Below are 19,255 nucleotides of genomic sequence, written 5' to 3' on the forward strand. Positions count from 1 at the left end.
TCAAATATTAATTGCTATTTTTGTTAGGATTCGAAAAACCAGCCTGCGTCTATGTTCCATAACAGTTTAGATTTCGCCAGAAAGTGTGATGCGGAAGACCCATTATCCCCTTTTAGAGATCAATTTCATATCCCAACCGATGCTTCGGGAGAACCTCTTATTTACCTCTGCGGAAATTCACTAGGACTTCAACCCAAGATCACTTCTGAATATATTCAGAAGGAATTGAAAGATTGGGCTGTGCTAGGCGTTGAAGGACACACCGAAGCCGAACATCCTTGGCTCCCATATCACGAGTTCCTTACCAAGAACATGGCGACCTTGGTAGGAGCTAAACCTAAGGAAGTGGTCATGATGAACACCTTGACTACTAATCTCCATCTAATGATGGTATCGTTTTACACCCCTACACCCTCCAAATATAAGATCGTAGTGGAGAGCGATGCTTTCCCAAGTGATAAATATGCCGTGGAGAGTCAGTTACGGTTCCACGGATTTGATCCCAATGAGGGACTTATTCTATGGAAACCCAGAACCGGTGAGGAATTGTGCCGATTTGAAGATTTGGAAGCCATTATGGAAGAACACGGAGACACTGTGGCACTGCTCATGATTGGCAGCACCAATTATTACACCGGCCAGGCATTTCCGCTCAAAGAAATCACACACCTTGGGCATCGTTTTGGTTGTAAGGTTGGGTTCGATCTTGCACACGGCGTGGGGAACATTCAGCCAAACCTTCATGACGTAGGTCCCGATTTTGCGGTGTGGTGTAGTTATAAATACCTTAATAGCGGTCCCGGAAGTCTGGGTGGCTGTTTTGTACACGAACGCCATGAAAGCAATGACAATCTGAAACGTTTTGCCGGTTGGTGGGGTCATAACAAGAAAACACGTTTTAACATGCGCCACGATTTCGATGCGCTTCCGGGTGCCGAAGGATGGCAGTTAAGCAACCCCCCCATCCTGTCCATGGCTGCGATCCGGGCATCGCTCGACACCTTCGCAGAAGCAGGATTTGACAATCTTCTTAAAAAAAGTGATAAACTCACAGGATTTCTGGAGTTTCTCATCGATGCACTAAAGAACGATCATATTCGCATCATCACCCCTCGGGACCCTAAGGAGCGGGGATGTCAATTGTCCATACAGGTAAAGAATGCCGATAAAACGTTACATACAAGATTGACCGAAGCGGGCGTCATTAGCGATTGGCGTGAGCCCGATGTAATACGTGTTGCCCCTGCACCCTTGTACAATAGCTTTGAGGATGTATTCCAATTCACCCAACGATTAAAAGATGTGTTACAGTAAATGAAAAACGACAAGATCCTTATCATTGGCGCAGGCCTTTGCGGGAGTTTATTAGCCCTGCGTATGGCTCAGCGAGGGTACGATGTGACCTTGGTAGAAAAACGTCCCGATCTTCGGAAAGTGACACAAGATGCCGGACGCTCCATTAATCTTGCTCTGAGCAATCGTGGATTGAGAGGTTTGCGATTGGCCGGTGTTGAAGCTGAAGCAAAAAAACTGTGTATCCCAATGTATGGAAGAATGATACACGATACGCAAGGAAAAACTTTTTTAAGCAAGTACAGCGGACGACAAAACGAATACATCAACTCCATCTCCCGACCGGGATTGAACATGCTCCTACTGGATGCAGCAGAAAAAATTCCCAATGTCAATATCGTTTTCAATCATGGCTGTAAGAGTGTTGATCTCGAGCATGCTTCCGCAGTCTTTAAGGATTATGAAACCGGAGATGAAATCACCATTCAAGGAGATATAATTATGGGTACCGATGGAGCAGGCTCTGCCGTTCGTAAAAGTATGTTTCAGCATAAAAAATTTCTCTTTAGCTTTTCACAGCAATGGCTTACTCACGGTTATAAAGAATTGGAGATACCGGCCACTAATGAGGGAGGGTATCGTACCGACAAAGGTGCACTGCATATTTGGCCGCGTGGCGAAGATATGCTCATCGCATTACCCAATTTGGACGGCAGTTTTACCGTGACGCTTTTCGCACCCTATGAGAACAGTGAATACTGTTTTAAAAATTTAACCTCCCAAGAGAAAGTTATAGCTTACTTTAGTAAAGAATTCCCGGATGCCTTAGCATTGATGCCGCGATTGGGAGAAGAATTCTTCCAAAACCCCACAGGACCTCTAGGTACAATTAAATGTTCCCCTTGGAGTTGCTACGGAAAAGCACTGCTGCTGGGCGATGCGGCACATGCGATCGTACCATTTTACGGACAAGGGATGAATGCTTCTTTTGAAGATGTGGTCGTGTTCGATGAGATTTTAACATCGCATGAAGGAGACTGGGACCGAGTCTTCAAGGAATACGAAAAAGTACGTAAAAAAGATACAGATGCCATTGCCGATCTAGCCGTAGATAATTTTCACGAAATGAAGGAGCATACGGCCAGCCCGCTGTTTCAACAAAAACGAAAATTGGAAACCGCGTTTGAAGCCGAGTTTCCTAACGACTACTACTCCAAGTATTCCTTGGTGACGTTCAATGAGAAAATAAGTTATGAAGTGGCTATGAAAAAAGGAAGAGCACAGGACAAAGCCATCCTGAACTTGCTTGACGATGGCAAACTCCGTGAAGAAATGAACTTAGCTGAGAAATTGAAACTTGTAAAAAAGGTAACAGATGAGATCCTCCACGACGATGCCGTGGCACGAAATTTAAAATAAATATCATGAGTAATAAAAGCAGATTAGTTGATGGTAAAGCAACTCCCCGTGGGGCATATCCTCATGTGAAAAGGGTTGGTGACTTTATTTTTGTAAGCGGAACCAGCTCGCGATTACCCGACAATACTTTTGCAGGTGTCCATCAGGTAGATGAAATGGGCAGTATGCGATTGGATGTGCGTGAACAGACACGCGCGGTTTTGGAAAATATAAAAGATTACTTAGCCACCGAAGGAGCTACATTGGAAGACGTGGTAGATGTCACTTCTTTTTTGGTGAATATGAACGATTTTGCAGGTTATAATGAGGTATATGCTGAGTTCTTCGAAAAAGAAACCGGTCCGGCACGCACTACGGTGGCTGTTCACCAACTACCTCACCCCTATCTGGTGGTTGAGATTAAAGCCATGGCGTATAAGCCCACAGGAAATTAGACACCGAAAGTAAACTGATCCTGTAAAATAATGAACGTATGCAGAAAATCCTAAATTATATAAACGGCAACTACTGCGATCCTATATCCGGCGATTGGTTGGATAATTATAATCCCAGCAATGGGGAAGTATATGCTCACATAGCCAACAGCAATATAAACGATGTCAACGCAGCCTATAAGGCGGCTCGCAATGCCTTTCCTGCATGGTCCAATACGCCAATTGAAGAACGCAGTCGTATACTTTTGAAAATCGCATCATTGATCGAAAAGAACATGTTGGATTTAGCGACAGCCGAAGCTAAGGACAACGGAAAACCTTTGAGTCTTGCATTGGCAGTAGATATCCCTAGGGCATCTAGTAATTTCCGTTTTTTTGCGCACGCCATTACACAGTTTTCGAGTGAAGCGCATGAGAGTGTAGGTCTAGGCTCCATGAATTTCACCTTGCGACAACCCATTGGTGTCGTAGGATGTATCTCTCCCTGGAACTTACCGCTGTACTTGTTCACCTGGAAGATCGCACCGGCTATGGCAGCAGGGAATACCGTCGTTGCCAAACCCAGTGAAGTAACCCCCATGACCGCCTCTTTGCTAGGTGATATTTGCAGTGAAGCCGGGCTACCTAAAGGTGTACTTAACATCGTACATGGGGATGGTCCCACGGCCGGTCAGGCCATCGTAGAACACCCACACATTAAAGCAATCTCTTTTACCGGAGGGACTAAAACCGGTGAACACTTGGCGCGTACGGCCGCTCCCATGTTTAAAAAATTATCGTTGGAATTGGGCGGTAAGAATCCCAACCTCATCTTTGCCGATTGTGACTATGACACCATGCTGGCTGTTACCGTAAAATCTTCCTTTGCCAACCAAGGGCAGATATGTCTCTGCGGAAGCAGGATCTTCATTGAACGACCTTTATTCGAGCGCTTTAAGAAAGATTTCGTGACAAAAGTGAGTAAGCTCAAGGTAGGTGACCCTTTTGATGCCGAAAGCGACTTGGGAGCATTGGTCTCTAAGCCACATTTGGAAAAGGTTCAGTCTTATATTCGGTTGGCTGAAGAAGAAGGCGGAACCATCCTCTATGGAGGGCAAGCGGTGACCGTGAATGGACTAGAAAACGGATATTTCTTGCAACCTACCGTTATTGAAGTTTTCGACGACCAATGTCGGGTAAATCAGGAAGAGATCTTTGGACCGGTGGTCACGCTTATGCCTTTCGATACCGAGGAAGAAGCGTTAAAAATGGCCAATGGCGTTCGCTATGGCCTGTCTGCGACGGTATGGACCAACGACCTAAACCGAACCATGCGTGTCTCAAAACAATTGGAAGCAGGTATTGTGTGGGTAAATACATGGCTCAATCGTGATCTCCGTACACCCTTTGGTGGTGTGAAAGACAGCGGCGTGGGCCGCGAAGGTGGTTTTGAAGCCTTACGGTTTTTTACGGAAGCAAAGAATGTGTGTATTAAGTATGAGTAGGAAGTTGGAAGTTGGAAGTTGGAAGTTAATTTAAAAAACTAAGAATATGAATTTAGATCTCACAAATAAGAATGCCTTGATCTGCGGAAGTACCGCCGGAATTGGAAAAGCGTCTGCGATTCAATTGGCCAAGTTGGGAGCTACCGTTACTTTGGTCGCTCGTGATGAAGAAAAACTGAAGCATACCTTGTTGGAACTTCCATTTGAAAAGGGACAAAAACACAATTATTTTGTAGCCGATTTCAATAATCCCGATACGTTGAGAGAGAAAGCATCCATTGCGACCGCAGAAAAAACATTCCATATCTTATTAAATAATACCGGAGGTCCCAAAGGAGGTCCCATTTTTGAGGCCGCTACTTCTGAATTTGAAAAAGCTTTCACCCAACACCTTATATGCAACCAAATCTTGGTACAGGCAGTGGTACCCGGCATGAAGAAAGCAGATTATGGCCGTATTATCAATATTATCTCGACCTCGGTGAAGCAACCCATTGACGGATTAGGTGTGAGTAACACCATACGGGGTGCGGTGGCCAATTGGAGCAAGACCTTGGCGAATGAACTGGGAGCCCACGGCATTACCGTGAACAATGTCTTACCCGGATTCACGGCTACAGACCGACTTGACGATATTGTTGCAAATGCAGCCAATAAGATGAATAAGTCTGAGAAAGAGGCAGGCGAATTCATGAAACAATTAGTTCCCGCAAAACGTTTTGCACAACCGGGAGAGGTTGCTAATGCGGTGGCTTTTCTTGCCAGTGAGGCTGCGAGTTATATCAACGGAATTAACTTGCCTGTTGATGGTGGAAGGACGAAAAGTTTGTAACTTTAACCTGACATCTGTGCCCAAACCTTGAGCTTTAGGAATCGGTGCTTCCATGGAGTCCGGGCAGGGATTGGAGCAAGCTACCGTGTAGCGCGGAAAGCCCGGTCGAGCGATCGAGCGAGAGTCCGCCAAAAAACAATGAAACGAAACCTATGAAACGAAAACTTCGCATAAATGGTCATTCACACCTTCTTCCGTATCCGGAAGAGATCCCGCAATTCATGAAGGATAAAGGGATTTTTTGGGTGGACAAGGACCGAAAGTTCATGCTTCAGAAAAACTGGAGTCGTCCCGTAACGGATTCGAGTTTTTTCCTAAACGAAAAACTGGAATGGATGGAGCGTTTTAAGATCGACCATGCGGTGGTCCTTAATTTGTCACAGCTTTACGGGAACGGGTTACGGGTGGAAGAAATGAAACAGGCCCTTCGGTTTCAGAACGATTTTAACGCTAAAGTACAACACGACCATCCGTCGAAATTCACTTGTGGGTTTGTGGTCCATCCGGGCTTTGTACGGGGTGCTTTGTGGGAAATAGAGCGTTGTGTGGAGGAATTGGGCTTACAGTTGTTGTGTCTGCCCACGCATTACATGGACACTATTGGCACTTGGCGCTGTATCTTTGATGAAGAGAACGAACCCATTTTTGAGCTGGCCAGCAAATACAATCTGGCTGTGGAAATCCACCCCTACGACGGGGAGAAATTTATCTTATTGGAAAATACGGCCTGGCGGTTCCACTTAATATGGATGCTGGCGCAGTGTGCAGATGCTTATCATTTTTTAACTCTGAACGGCTACGCCGATAAATTTCCGAACATGCGTACCTGTTTTGCACATGGGGGACAATTGGCACAGATCAACCTGGGAAGGCGCATACAAGGTTTCGATGGCAGACCCGACCTTTTTGAAGGTAAAGTACATCCGCGGAGAGCCGTTGGTCATAAGAATATATTTTTCGATACCCTTGTACATGATACAGGTTCTCTGGAGCTTTTGGTAAAGAATCAGGGAGCGAAACAAGTTCTTATGGGATTAGATGATCCGTATCCGTTGGGAGAAATGGAAAGTTTACAGCAGTCTTCGTATCCCGGGAAGATCCTAGATCTTGCTATGGAACGAAAGATCCTCAATTCTGAACAGTGCGATGCGATATGGGAAGACAATGTGATCCAATGGCTGTGCGGAGATGATGAAGCAGCCAAGAAAAAATTAATGAAACGGATCTTAGGTGAATAATCTAGTTAGTTGGAAGTTGGCGCAAGGAAGCAGGAAGAGGGAAATTGCTTCCATACAACCAATACTCCATTCTCAATTCGTAATACTCAATACAAATACATGGATTTTCTTCCTCCAGAAATAGATGCCTACGCAGTTGATCATTCGCAGCGGGAACCCCAATTATTACAGGAATTGAACCGAGAAACTTGGTTAAAAGTCTTGGCTCCACGTATGCTTAGCGGGCATTTTCAAGGACGGGTGTTAAGCATGATCTCAAAACTTATTCGGCCAAAGTACATTCTGGAAATAGGCACTTACACGGGGTATTCGGCGCTGTGTTTGGCTGAAGGAATGGCTTCGGAAGGAGTGCTGCACACGATCGATCATAATGAGGAGCTGTACGATCTTCAGCGTAAATATTTTGACAAATCCGGTTGGGGTGCACAGATCATTCAGCATACCGGAGAGGCATTAGAGCTCCTTCCGAAGTTACAGCAACCCTTCGACCTGGTCTTTATCGACGCAGACAAGATCAACTATCCACGGTATCTTGAGATCCTTCTTCCGAAGCTATCCAAAGGCGCTGTCATTTTAAGTGACAATGTACTGTGGAGCGGCAAGGTAGTGAGATCTATAGCAGCGGATGACGAAGACACCAAAGCGCTAGTAACCTACAATAAACTGTTGAACGAACATCCGCGTTTAGAGACCGTGCTGCTTCCTATTCGCGACGGACTCACCATTTCACGCGTAAAAGATTAAGGTATAAAGATCTTATTTTTTATGGCATAAAGCACCAAGCCGGTACGGTTGCGCAGGTTTAATTTTTCAAACAATACATTTCTGTAACCTTCTATGGTCTTATAACTTAAGCACATTTGATCTGCGATCTCTTTATAGGTCATTTCGGTACAGGCATGTTTAATAAACTCGATCTCGCGCTCCTTTAACGAAGCTACTGAACTTTCTTTTGGCACCAGTGAGTCGACCAATATCTTTGCTACGGTATTAGTGTGGTAATACCCTTTTTTTATAACTTCAAGCAGGGCATTTTGCAGTTCGCTCTTTTTGGCGTCTTTCATGAGATATCCTTTGGCACCGGCGCGCAGCATTTTAAGGATGGTGTTTTCATCTTCTTCAATGGACAATGCCAATACTTTTACTTGGGGAAAATGTTGCCGTAAATGGTCTGTGGTCTCAATACCATTTAAGATAGGCATGTTGACATCCATGAGAACGATGTCCGGAATATTTCTGGGATTCTTAAACTTCTCTATTAGTTCTTGTCCGTTATTACACAGATATAGTATTTTGAACTGTTCAAAATCATCTATAAGACCTCCTATGGCCTGAGAGAGTAAATTGTGATCGTCTACAACAACTACCGAATACTTCATAACACATCAATTTGTATAGGTTAGTGAAAACTGGGTTCCCTCGTTAGGTTCCGAAGTTATTTTCACATCGGCTCCTATTAGTCTGGCTCTGTTTCGAATGTTGCTTAAACCAATTCCTTTCTTTATGGTACTTTCTGAAGTATCGAATCCCACCCCATTGTCCCGCGCTATTATTTGAAGAACATTGTTACTGTAATCCACATTCACACTAAGATTCGAGGCTTTGGAATGTTTCACGGTATTGGTAAAGAACTCCTGAAGCATCCTAAAGATAATGATCTCTTTCTTATTATCAATGAAAAAAGAAGTTCCGGTATGACTTAGCGAAGCTTCCAGGTACTTCAAACGATTAAAACGCTCTACTTCCTGTTGCAAGGCCTCCACGAGCGACAAATTGTTTAGCGTACTGGGATTGATGAGTTTGGAGAGACTGCGCAATTCATTTAAACTCGTGCCAATGGTCGTTATGGCTTCTTCGATCGCCTCCGGACTCCCTTTTGCATTTTGCAACTGTATTTTTGCCAATGTTAACAGTTGACCAATATTATCGTGTAATTCCCAGCTCACATTGCGCAATGTGTCTTCTTTGATCTCGATCTGGGTCTCTATCAATTCCTCCTGAAATCGATTTTCGGCTTCTTGTTGCTCCTGAATCAATTTGTTCTTTCGCTTCTGAAAAATGGCAAATAGAAGTATAACAGTGAGTGCCAAAAACAGGGCAATAACCGAGAATATAATTAAAAACGATTGTACTTCTTTTTCGTCCATATAAATCCGATGCTATAGCAGCCGTAAAGAATACTATTAAGAATTAATAAAATTACCAAATAACTCAATCCTCTAAATTCAATGTATCCAGATAAAGAAAACAGTGGGATCATTCCCATATAGAATAACAAAAGCGCTGTAGAGATCCAAAAACTAAGTTTGTATTTCACTATTAGTACTTCATCACTATTCAACAATTGGTAAAAGTGGAACAGTGTAAGAATAAGGACACTTAGTGCACCCGTAATAAATGTGAATTTATGATATTCCACCCAGCTTTGATACACCAAACTCCAAGCAGCTACAATCAAAAAAATTGCACTCAAAAGAAACACAAGCCTCTTAAATAATTGACTCTCTAAAATACTGTGATACCAATAAAAGTAAAAAAGGAAACTAGTAATGGTAAATGCATTGTATAGCCAGAAATTTTTAACATCGGCCACATATCCCAAATAGGCACCTAGAAGTTCAACCATAAAAGTATACCATAGAAAATACAAGAAGAACTTTTCGGTGGACTCCTTATATTTTCCAAAATAAATTGTTGCAAGAATGGCTGCCGTAAGCTCTAGAACTAAAGGAATTATGGACAATGGTTGAATCTCCATACGCTATGGAATCAATAGTTAGTTGGGGGTTGCCCTCCTTGAGAATAATTTAAAGGTGGTATTCCGCCAATATTGTTGTTGGATGGTTGCACAGGCAGGAATCCTTTTCTAAGATCGGACGGAGCCTGTTGTGTAGTAGGCACCAAAAAAACCGTAGAATAGCCGGCATCGGGATAATTGCTGTTTTGCGGATAGGCCCCAAAATAGATACGCATACCTAAATTCTCTAGCCCTTGGTTACGCGCTTCGTACTCTACATACTCAATATACTTTTTAAGAGTATCCAGCGAGAACCAAAATTCACGGGTATCTTGGTATCCAAGAGCGGCATTGATTACATTATAGCGTGTTTCAATAAAATCTTCTTCTAACGCATTCGCTTCTTCGTAGCTAATGGTTTGTTGGGGCGGTTCCACTTGAGGATCGCAAGATGCACATACAATAACAAGTGCTATTACTGCAGAACATGCTAGCATGTTTTGAAAAAATGATTTCATAATCTATTGATTTTTAAGGTTTCCGTAAAATTAGGTATTTAAATCTTACAAAAATGCAGCCTAAAACTTAGGCAATTTAGAAATCAATGTATATCTCTGTTTTTCAGACCTTTATCATGTTTTCTATGACAAAGAATAGGGGTTTTTCCCCTAAGACCTGCCATGTTTTACCTCGCTACTCTTAAGGGGTATCTTGGACATATCTTCTTTTTTATAACATTAAAAAACAGGAGTTATCTCGTGCTAAAATCAGTTGTTTTACTCTAGATACCCGAAAATAAATATCGCATCTTTGAAGTGTTCAGAAAAAGTATAATTAGCCAATAGTATCCAGCAATGCCCTCTTCAAGACGTAAGCAGCTTTGGGGAGGGTATTGTTCTTTTATTATTCTAACGATTTGGACGATCTATCACCTTCCATGTACCGCAACACCCGCTTCGATACTTTGTAGAACAAATACCCCATGATCGTACCTACCATAGCGCCTACAAGGATATCACTAGGATAATGAACCCCTACGTAGATTCTGCTCAATACAAAGATCAGCGGCCATAGGTACATGAGGTAGATGGAGTGATTAAACCGCCGGAGGGATAGTACAGTAAAGGTGGTAATTGAAAAACTGGAAGAAGCATGACCCGAAAAGAAACTAAAGGTAGCGGGCTTTTGTAAGATGCGGATGAGTTCAGAAAAAGCAACTACATTGTTAGGGCGCAACCGCGCCACAAAATCTTTGGTCGTATCTGTGATAAAAAGCGTTATAGCAAAAGTTAACAGGACAAACGCAAAAACTACAGCTCCTTTTCTTCCTTTATAGTAATAGAAGATCAACGCTACAATGAAAAGAAAAAGAGGAATCCAAGATTCGATTTGTGTAACAAACAACCAAAAACCATCGTATTGCTCAATTCCCAGATTATTCAGGAAAATGAATAGTTTACGATCCCATTCTTTGAGTGCCTCGAACATTTAGAATTTTCTTTTTACCGGCCCGGTGATCTCGTCCACATCCTCCTTCACTTTATCGATCTCCTTTCGCACGTCTTTGGTGATATCGAGATCGATGCCTTGTTTTTCGGCGCTCTTACTTATTTCGCTTTTAATGTCATTGGTCGCATCCTTGATCTGCCGCATTCCCTTACCCAATCCGCGAGCGATCTCCGGCACTTTATCGGCACCAAATACCATGAGCACGATAAAGAGAATAAATGCGATCTCCGCACCACTTATGAATAAAAAGAAACTACTGAAATTCATACCGCAAATATACGGAAGTTTCGCACTCGACATAAAAAAGCCCCGTTAAAGTAACGAGGCTTTCAGTTTATATAAGAGAGGTTTATTCTCCCTTCGTATCATTCTTGAACTGATCGAATTCACCTAATTGTTTGCGTTTTGGCCAAGTGTTATTAGATGTATCGATATCGGCAGTTTCCTCGTCGGGATCCACAACGATCTTGGTGATCTCTTTTTCTGAAGCGATCACTTTTCCAACAGTTTCATCGTTCTTCCTCCAGATCTCGGCCGGATAGGTGATTCGTTCGGTGGTTCCGTCACTGTATGTATATTCTGCAATGATAGGCATGGGGATTCCTCCCGGTTTTTCAAAAATCACTTCATAGAAATACTTAGGACTCTTCAATTTCGCGCGATCCTGTGCTGAAACGTTGTCCATAATGTACTCCTGAAGCGTTTTTACATCTTCTAATGTTGCATTACGCATACTTTCCTCAAAATCTTCGCTTCCCTCCTCTACCAAATATACCAAAGGCGGCAGGTCACTTTCCTTCATGCCTCTCGCTTCCATCATCTCTCTTACTTCTTTATTCATTTTTGAAGTCACGTAGAATTTCTTTACTTCCTTCACACCGATATCTGTAAAGTCGGTGGTATAGAACCAAGCCCTCCAAAACCAATCCAGATCTACTGCCGAAGCATCTTCCATAGTGCGGAAAAAATCCTCAGGCGTTGGATGTTTGAACATCCAACGTTGTGAATAGACCCTAAAGGCATAATCGAACAACTCACGGCCCATAATGGTTTCTCGCAGTATGTTCAATCCGGTGGCCGGTTTTGAATAGGCATTAGCACCAAAATTATAGGTGTTCAATCCTTTGGTCATGATAGGCGCCAATGAACTTTGGTCTCCGGCCATGTAGTCCACAATATTCTTAGCCGGGCCGCGACGGGAAGGATAGGATTTGTTAGGAGCGATCGCTTCCGGATACCATTCGCCAAAATCCTGCTCGGCCACGTATTGCACAAAGGTGTTTAATCCCTCGTCCATCCAAGTCCATTGCCGCTCATCACTATTTACGATCATGGGGAAATAATTGTGCCCCACTTCGTGGATGATGACACTTATCATTCCGTATTTAGTGCGTTCGCTGTAATTTCCGTCTTCATCCGGACGCCCGTAATTCCAGCAAATCATTGGATATTCCATTCCTTGATTCTTTGCATGTACAGAGATGGCTTTGTGATACGGGTAATCGAAGGCCATTCGAGAGTAGGTCTTCAAGGTACTGGCAACCACCATCGTGGAATAATCTTCCCATAACGGATTTCCTTCCGGCGGATACACCGATACGGCCATCACATCTTTGTTGCCAATCTTTACGGCCATCATATCCCAAATAAAGCGCCGTGATGTGGCAAATGCATAATCACGTACGTTCTCTGCTTTGAATTTCCAAGTCTTGGTATTTGTTGCAAACCCTTTAGAGGCTGCTTCTGCTTCGGCTTGCGTTACAATAAGCACCGGCTTATCGTACGTTTTCTTAGCTTGCTCGTAACGATTCATCATTTCTTTCGAAAAGACCTCTTTTCTGTTTAACAAAACTCCTGTAGCATCCAAAGTATGGTCGGCCGGAACTGTAATATTCACTTCGAAGTCTCCGAAAGGTAAAGCGAACTCATCCCGCCCCCAGAACTGACTGTTTTGCCATCCTTCCACATCATTATAGACAGCCATACGCGGATAGAACTGTGCAATCACATACCCACGGTTCCCGTCGGCAAAGGTCTCGTACCCACTTCGAGCACGGTCCACGGTATGATCCGGAATATTGTACCACCATTTAATAGAAAAAGTAAATTTTTCGCCCGGCTTTAATGCTGAAGGCATTTCTACACGCATCATGGTCTGGTTGATCGTATAAGGAAGATCTCCTCCTTTGGCATTCTTCACTTCCTGAATATTGAACCCTCCATCAAAAGGCGCGCCCATATATTGACCTACAAAACTACCTGTCATTTGTGCAGGTGTTGCCCCGCTAGGTTCTATCAACGGCGATTTTGAATCTTTGGCACGAACATTTTGGTCGAGCTGTACCCACAAAAACTCCAGAACGTCGGGTGAATTGTTGGTATAGGTGATGGTTTCATTTCCGTATAGCTTAGTGTTCTTATCATCTAAAATGATATCCATTACATAGTCGGCTTGTTGCTGATAGTATTGGGGGCCCGGGGCTCCACTAGCCGTTCTAAACACATTGGGTGTTGAGAATTCTTCGTACAATTGCTTGAAGCGGTTGTTGTTGTAATGTCCGGGTTCCCTTTTAGGGGTTTCACTTTCATCTTGAGCGTGACTTATTCCTGCGATTAGGAATAGAACGACCATAGAGAGGTACTTTGCTACTTTCATAATGGTAAGAGAGATTTTATAAAAATTTTAAGAGTTTAAAAATAGGTCTAATTATATATTTAAGAGGCGGTTCATTCTAAATTTAACAATCCTTTAGGATTGTCTTTATCCAAAACCATACTCCTGCGTTTTGCCGGTGTTTTTAAATGAATGATATTTTGCTGATCCTCGAACATTTCAAACAAGATCTCATTTTCGACTTCTAAGGAAGAAAGCTTCGGAACTTTGGTGATCTCAATATATACTTTAAGCACGTCAATATCGTATTCCTTTCCTATATACGTGAGGGTAACGGGTTTCCCGTTGACTAAGACTTTGAACTTTTGAAGGATATATTTTTTCAAGTATTCGGCATCTTCTCCCGTTTCTTTTTTCGTACCGATTGAAATAGAAGGATCATACCGTAGTTGTAAAACATCCTCAATATCGTCCACAAAGATCTTACTAATTATTTGCAAGGACTGTTTTTCTTCAACATACTCGATGGTCGTGGTACTCACATAGAACTTATGGGCTTCAGAACCACTTGTAAGTATCGGGAATACTAATAGCAGAACACTATAGAATAAAAATCTCATTAAATGAATGTTTCAAATGGTATTAGACGCTGTGTGAAGGTATTCGTTACAAAGACTATTCCTTTTTTTCAAAACTTCGTGCATTGTAAATAGCGCTTCGGATTTGAAAGGTTTCTAACACCAATGCATATTGTTCATTCTCAAAATCGCTTTGCAGATTGGAGGTTTCGATACAAAACAGTAAGAAATCCTCTAATTTTCCCCTTGGTATCGTATAGGCTTCTTCAAAGAAGGACGCCGTATAAAAAGCGATTATATGCTGTACTGTTACATTCTCATGGTCCCATTTCCTTTTCAGTTTCAATTTTCGGTAATACCCACTTAAATGCTTATACATGGCCTCCAGATCTACGGCAGTTGCAAGTCCTAAATAAGGCACGATAGGCACGATCTTTTCCTCCCCCTTTCCTTTGAAGCCGGGAATGCCGACATCATTAAAATTTAAAGGCTTTTCGGTTTTTATGTTTTTAATGTCGGTTTCTAAATTTCCTGAAAGATTGGGACCAAAAACGACTTCCTTTAGTTCATTCACAAGCGGGTTTAAAAAAATTACAAGTATTCGATTTTCATAGTGTTCTTTGGTGACAATGATGGTTTGTGGAACAAAATTCACAGAAGAGATTAAAAGGGTATCCTGCTCCCGTACTGTGATCGAAAAATTTCCCAGAGCATCTGTTACCGAATTGTAATGGGAACTTTTATTTAAAATGTGGATACCTTCCACATCCGCTTCGTTGGTGATTTTCCCTTGCAGTATTCGCTCTTGTCCTGCTGACTTCCAAGCAAGAAAATAAAAAACACCTGTAATAAAAAATTTATTTACTGTCAAGTTTTTTCAGGTACATTGCGCTTTCACGCTGTATAAAAGCCAGCAACAGCAATTCATTTTCGGCTTTTAGTAATTCTCTTTTCACCCCCCTTTCTTCCAGGAAATAAAGAAAGTCATTTACCCGATTCTCCGGTATACCGAACGTTTCAGAAACGTAGGAGTTGCTAAAACGCTGTCGCAGTGCGGTGTGTAATATAAGTTTATTTGCAAACTCTTGTTCGGCATTTTTATTCTTCTTCGGAAAAAGAAGTCCTGCCAAGCCTACAAAATCTAAACTAGCTTGTTTCTGCCCGTTGTAATAAGCTTCTTCGGCTTTATTGCCTTTTACGGAAGTGGACTCGTCTGCAGAAAATTCGTATTCGAACTCAAGGGTTTCATACGAGAGGTCCCACCCCGGATTGATCGTAGCTGTTTTAATACGATTGAGATCGGCTATGATGTTCCCTGAAAGGTCATACGGGCGAACAATCACTTCTTCCAATTGATTCACGGCAGGGTTGAGGTAGATCGCCATGCGCTCACTTTCAATCACGCCGGCATCCACGATGACCGTGAAACTTTGAAACTGTAAAGCCGTGACTTGCACCCGGTCATTCTCTGCCACTTCCAATTCAAAAAGACCTTCGGCATTGGTGATGGTTCCTTTTTGTGAAGAAATATTATAGACACTTACACTTTCTACATCCTCCCCTATGGGCGCCGTGATCTTTCCTTTGACCAACACCCGCTCAATGTCCTGCTGTGCCATTCCGCATAGCGGAACAAAGATTAGTAGAAGTAAAAAGTACTTTTTTCTCATACTTTAAAAGTATGGATTTGTTTTCTTATCAAAGTCATAAGGTTTCGGTGGATATTGTTAAATTTACTCTTTTAGAACCTACCCTATGAAGAATCTAATTGTAGCAAGTACCTCGACGGTGTACGGCGGCGGCTATTTAGACTATTTATCTGAAACACTTTCCGAATTATATAAAAACACCAAAGAAGTGATCTTTATTCCCTACGCTCGACCCGGCGGAATGACACACGATGCCTACACCGAAAAAGCTTCCGAAGCTTTCAAGAAAATAGGAAAAGAACTGCGAGGACTTCACACGTTTACAAACCCACAACAAGCTTTGCGGGAAGCCACAGGTGTTTTTACGGGAGGCGGCAATACCTTTGTTCTTGTCACAGCGCTACATCAATTGCAATTAATGCAACCCTTAAGGGAAGTGATCTTCAACGGCATTCCCTATTTAGGTACGAGTGCAGGCAGCAATATTTGTGGTGTTACCATGCAAACTACTAACGATATGCCCATTGTCTATCCTCCCTCCTTCAAAACGTTGGGGGTTCTTCCTTTTAATATCAATCCGCATTTCTTGGATCCCGATCCCTCCAGCAACCATATGGGCGAGACCCGGGAAACACGCATCAAGGAGTTTCACACACAAAACACCATTCCAGTGATAGGGCTTAGGGAAGGCAGTTGGCTTGAAGTGAACGGCGACACTATCACGTTACGAGGTACCTTAAACGCACGTATCTATAAACAAGGAAAGGACCCGTATGAACTAGACACGAACTCGATAGTGTCTTTCTAAACGATTTACAATTCTTTAATGAAGTGATACCCCTTAGCGACAAACCCCTGATTGTAATAGAATTTATGCGAAGGAAAATTATGTACGTATGTGTTTAACTCAATCCAATTGCAATTTTTTTGCCGAGCGTAGGCATAAATAAATTCCATAAGATCTTTACCAAGGCCACGATTGCGATAAGCCTCTTCAATGATCACATGATCGATCTCCATGCTTTTCCCCGCATAATGTCTGGTTTGGAACCACATACCGCACGTACCTATTAGCGTTTCTGAAGTATAAATGCCAAGACATTGGTAGTTTTGGGAGGCCATCTCCTGTACCCGTTCCGTTAGAACAGCTTCAGAGATACTGTAACTCCCCAATTTTTGCAGCAAAGGCACGATGCTTGTGATATCTTGTTTGGCGATTAAACGGATCTCGATATTGGTATCTTTCAAAATAGTACTACTTTTAGAACAGGACTAAGATATAAAATGAAGCGAAGTAAATTCATAAAAATAAGCGGGGCGGCTGCACTGGGTGTAAGCTTAGTGCCACAATTCTCCTTTACAGTCTTGCAAGATATTTTTACGCGGGATCAACTTATAGGCAAAGGCAATCCGGACATCACGGGTGATTCGTATACTTCCAAGATGCACAAAGAAGCAAAAGCAGCTTTTGAAAGAATGAAGCAAGAAGCGGCTGCGGAAGGGATTACGATTGAAGTCGTTTCTGCCTACCGAAGTTTTCAACGGCAAAAAGAGATCTTCGAAGGCAAGTACCGTCGCTTTACAGATCAAGGCTTATCTCCTTCCGAAGCGATTACAAAAATTATTGAATACTCTACCATTCCCGGTACTTCAAGACATCATTGGGGGACAGACCTGGACCTTATAGACAGTAGTGTTCCTCGACCTCAGAATGTACTTCAACCGGAACATTTTCACGGCACAGGTCCTTTTTGCAGACTTAAGGAATGGATGAACCGGCATGCCAATACATTTGGTTTCTACGAAGTATACACAGACAATGCACATCGAAAAGGATTTAAATACGAGCCGTGGCACTTTAGCTACGCACCCGTTTCTATACCCATGCTGAAAGCCTACAAAAAGCTAGATGTGCAAAAGATCCTTCAGGAAGAGAAGATCCTGGGAGCGCAGCATTTTTCCGAAGCATTTATCGCTACCTACCGAAACGAAAATATTTTAGATATCAATCCCGAATTACTTTCGTAAATTTAGAATTCAAAATCTGAAACTCATGAGAGGTAGCTGGAAAATTCGCATACTGATTGGATTGGCCATAGTCGCTTTTGCATTTTTTAGAAAATGTGCCATGACCGAAGAAAACCCATACACCGGCAAGGAGCAAGCGATCTCATTGACCACAGAAGAAGAGATCGCCATTGGCTTGCAAAGCGCCCCACAGATGGCTGCCGAATACGGCGGACTCTACCCGGACGAACAGATGCAGGCATATGTAGATATGGTTGGTGCCAAGTTGGTTGACAACACGGTGGCTCGTGACACCCCCTATCGTTATGAATTCCATTTGCTGGCCGATCCCAATACTATTAATGCTTTTGCACTTCCCGGCGGACAGATATTTATCACGTATGCCTTGCTTTCCAAACTGGAAAACGAAGATCAGTTGGCCGGAGTATTGGGGCACGAAGTCGGTCATGTACTAGGACGACACTCTGCCGAACGTATTGCCAACAGCGAGTTTTGGCAAACACTGGCCCAAGGTGCTTCGGTGGGAGCCGATGCCGGAAATGTTGTGGCAGGTATCGGTCAAAATGTGTTACTAGGTAACGGTCGTGATGACGAACTGGAGAGCGACGATCTGGGCGTACGCTTCATGATCAAGGCAGGCTACGATCCGTATGAAATGATCGAAGTGATGCAAATCCTTAAAGATGCCGCTGGACCAAACCGTGCTCCCGAATTTAAGAGTACGCATCCTGATCCGGAGAACCGAATAGAACACATTATGGAGGCCATTAAAAAATACGGAGGATCGTGAATAATTTCATTATACCAAAGATCCAAACGCTCAAAAACTAAACACTAAAACCAATCAACATGAAAAAATTAACCAACAGACTGTTATTGCTTACATTGTTTTTTGTCGTGGCTTTTACATTCCAAAGTTGTGAAGAAAAGGAAAAAGAGGAAACCAAAGAAGTTGAAAAGGAAATGATCGTGGCCTCTGAAAAGCCTGAGTATTTCTCGCTTCGACCTGAAGTAGAAAAAGCGTATGGGTACTCCCATGCCGTAAAAATTGGGAACAGTATAAAAATCTCCGGTGCTGTGAGCATGGACGATCAAGGAACTCCCACGGCAATTGATGACATGGAACAACAAATGAAAAATTGCTACGCAGACATTGAGAAGATATTAAACCATTACGGCTGTACTTTTGATGACGTAGTGGTTGAAAACATTTTTACAACCAATATGCCGCAATTACTCGAAAAATCAGCTTATAGAGCCGATATCTACAAAAATCAGTTCCCAACGGGCACATGGGTTGAGGTAACATCCTTGGCACTACCTGAGTTTATGGTAGAAATAGAGATTGAGGCACATAAATCTGAGTGATCACTGCAAGCACTAAACAAGCGGTGAAGGGGGAAGTGCTCTTTTTAGGTAAGCACGCAACCGGCTTTTAAA

22 protein-coding genes are annotated in these 19,255 nt (G+C 42.8%); 11 read left to right on the forward strand and 11 right to left on the reverse strand.

From position 1 onward, the window contains the following. Positions 1-51 precede the first annotated feature (51 nt). The 7 genes from kynU to AACZ11_RS00555 all read left to right on the forward strand — a co-directional run bounded on the left by kynU (position 52) and on the right by AACZ11_RS00555 (position 7,444). Positions 52-1,314: a kynureninase gene (gene kynU, locus AACZ11_RS00525; RefSeq protein WP_290626159.1), complete on the forward strand. Its 1,263-nt coding sequence runs from the start codon at positions 52-54 to the stop codon at positions 1,312-1,314. Further along, positions 1,315-2,712, forward strand: coding sequence for an NAD(P)/FAD-dependent oxidoreductase (locus AACZ11_RS00530; protein ID WP_290626161.1), 1,398 nt, complete (start codon positions 1,315-1,317; stop codon positions 2,710-2,712). It begins immediately after the preceding gene. Between the two features lie 5 nt (positions 2,713-2,717). Next, positions 2,718-3,146: a RidA family protein gene (locus tag AACZ11_RS00535; protein ID WP_290626163.1), complete on the forward strand. Its 429-nt coding sequence runs from the start codon at positions 2,718-2,720 to the stop codon at positions 3,144-3,146. 38 nt (positions 3,147-3,184) lie between these two features. After that, positions 3,185-4,630, forward strand: coding sequence for an aldehyde dehydrogenase (locus tag AACZ11_RS00540; RefSeq protein ID WP_290626165.1), 1,446 nt, complete (start codon positions 3,185-3,187; stop codon positions 4,628-4,630). 46 nt (positions 4,631-4,676) lie between these two features. After that, positions 4,677-5,462, forward strand: a complete 786-nt coding sequence (locus AACZ11_RS00545) for an SDR family oxidoreductase (protein WP_290626167.1) — start codon at positions 4,677-4,679, stop codon at positions 5,460-5,462. Positions 5,463-5,614: 152 nt separating this feature from the next. Continuing rightward, positions 5,615-6,700, forward strand: a complete 1,086-nt coding sequence (locus AACZ11_RS00550) for an amidohydrolase family protein (RefSeq protein WP_290626169.1) — start codon at positions 5,615-5,617, stop codon at positions 6,698-6,700. Positions 6,701-6,799: 99 nt separating this feature from the next. Further along, complete coding sequence (locus AACZ11_RS00555) at positions 6,800-7,444, forward strand: O-methyltransferase (protein ID WP_290626171.1); 645 nt, start codon at positions 6,800-6,802, stop codon at positions 7,442-7,444. Here the strand turns inward: AACZ11_RS00555 and AACZ11_RS00560 are convergent. From AACZ11_RS00560 to AACZ11_RS00605, 10 genes are all read right to left on the reverse strand, one after another. After that, positions 7,441-8,079 carry a response regulator transcription factor gene (locus AACZ11_RS00560; RefSeq protein ID WP_290626173.1) on the reverse strand — a complete coding sequence of 213 codons (639 nt, stop codon included), beginning with the start codon at positions 8,077-8,079 and terminating at the stop codon, positions 7,441-7,443. The two genes, AACZ11_RS00555 and AACZ11_RS00560, sit on opposite strands and share 4 nt — an antisense overlap. A 6-nt stretch (positions 8,080-8,085) precedes the next feature. Next, positions 8,086-8,847, reverse strand: coding sequence for an ATP-binding protein (locus AACZ11_RS00565; RefSeq protein WP_290626175.1), 762 nt, complete (start codon positions 8,845-8,847; stop codon positions 8,086-8,088). Then, positions 8,817-9,458, reverse strand: a complete 642-nt coding sequence (locus AACZ11_RS00570) for a hypothetical protein (protein ID WP_290626177.1) — start codon at positions 9,456-9,458, stop codon at positions 8,817-8,819. The genes AACZ11_RS00565 and AACZ11_RS00570 overlap by 31 nt, the downstream gene beginning before the upstream one ends. A gap of 11 nt (positions 9,459-9,469) precedes the next feature. After that, positions 9,470-9,955, reverse strand: coding sequence for a hypothetical protein (locus AACZ11_RS00575; protein ID WP_290626178.1), 486 nt, complete (start codon positions 9,953-9,955; stop codon positions 9,470-9,472). Positions 9,956-10,340: 385 nt separating this feature from the next. Beyond that, a complete protein-coding gene (locus tag AACZ11_RS00580) occupies positions 10,341-10,925 on the reverse strand; it encodes a phosphatase PAP2 family protein (RefSeq protein WP_290626179.1) in 585 nt (194 codons plus the stop codon). Beyond that, positions 10,926-11,246 (reverse strand): twin-arginine translocase TatA/TatE family subunit, encoded by a 321-nt coding sequence (locus AACZ11_RS00585; RefSeq protein ID WP_290626181.1) that lies wholly within the window; start codon positions 11,244-11,246, stop codon positions 10,926-10,928. It lies immediately after the preceding gene. A 49-nt stretch (positions 11,247-11,295) separates the two neighbouring features. After that, positions 11,296-13,602, reverse strand: a complete 2,307-nt coding sequence (locus AACZ11_RS00590; RefSeq protein WP_290626183.1) for a M1 family metallopeptidase — start codon at positions 13,600-13,602, stop codon at positions 11,296-11,298. A gap of 71 nt (positions 13,603-13,673) precedes the next feature. Beyond that, positions 13,674-14,180 carry a DUF6702 family protein gene (locus AACZ11_RS00595; RefSeq protein WP_290626185.1) on the reverse strand — a complete coding sequence of 169 codons (507 nt, stop codon included), beginning with the start codon at positions 14,178-14,180 and terminating at the stop codon, positions 13,674-13,676. A 55-nt stretch (positions 14,181-14,235) separates the two neighbouring features. After that, entirely contained in the window at positions 14,236-15,009 is a 774-nt protein-coding gene (locus tag AACZ11_RS00600; RefSeq protein WP_290626187.1) for a carboxypeptidase-like regulatory domain-containing protein, read from the reverse strand. Further along, positions 14,996-15,808 (reverse strand): carboxypeptidase-like regulatory domain-containing protein, encoded by an 813-nt coding sequence (locus tag AACZ11_RS00605; protein WP_290626189.1) that lies wholly within the window; start codon positions 15,806-15,808, stop codon positions 14,996-14,998. Before AACZ11_RS00605 ends, AACZ11_RS00600 begins: the two co-directional genes overlap by 14 nt. A gap of 85 nt (positions 15,809-15,893) precedes the next feature. Between AACZ11_RS00605 and pepE the strand changes: the two genes are divergently transcribed. Then, positions 15,894-16,595 carry a dipeptidase PepE gene (pepE, locus tag AACZ11_RS00610; RefSeq protein WP_290626190.1) on the forward strand — a complete coding sequence of 234 codons (702 nt, stop codon included), beginning with the start codon at positions 15,894-15,896 and terminating at the stop codon, positions 16,593-16,595. A gap of 5 nt (positions 16,596-16,600) precedes the next feature. Here pepE and AACZ11_RS00615 read toward each other — a convergent pair whose 3' ends face one another. Next, positions 16,601-17,035, reverse strand: a complete 435-nt coding sequence (locus AACZ11_RS00615; protein WP_290626192.1) for a GNAT family N-acetyltransferase — start codon at positions 17,033-17,035, stop codon at positions 16,601-16,603. Between the two features lie 36 nt (positions 17,036-17,071). Between AACZ11_RS00615 and AACZ11_RS00620 the strand changes: the two genes are divergently transcribed. The 3 genes from AACZ11_RS00620 to AACZ11_RS00630 are packed head-to-tail and all read left to right on the forward strand — an operon-like array spanning position 17,072 to position 19,183. Then, a complete protein-coding gene (locus AACZ11_RS00620) occupies positions 17,072-17,815 on the forward strand; it encodes a M15 family metallopeptidase (RefSeq protein WP_290626195.1) in 744 nt (247 codons plus the stop codon). A 25-nt stretch (positions 17,816-17,840) separates the two neighbouring features. Continuing rightward, positions 17,841-18,605, forward strand: coding sequence for a M48 family metalloprotease (locus AACZ11_RS00625; RefSeq protein ID WP_290626197.1), 765 nt, complete (start codon positions 17,841-17,843; stop codon positions 18,603-18,605). A 59-nt stretch (positions 18,606-18,664) separates the two neighbouring features. After that, the gene (locus AACZ11_RS00630; RefSeq protein WP_290626199.1) at positions 18,665-19,183 is read left to right on the forward strand and encodes a Rid family hydrolase; all 519 of its coding nucleotides are present in this window, start codon (positions 18,665-18,667) and stop codon (positions 19,181-19,183) included. Positions 19,184-19,255 lie beyond the last annotated feature (72 nt).

The sequence above is a fragment of the uncultured Altibacter sp. genome, from assembly GCF_963972995.1.
In the GTDB taxonomy this organism is placed as follows: Bacteria; Bacteroidota; Bacteroidia; order Flavobacteriales; family Flavobacteriaceae; genus Altibacter.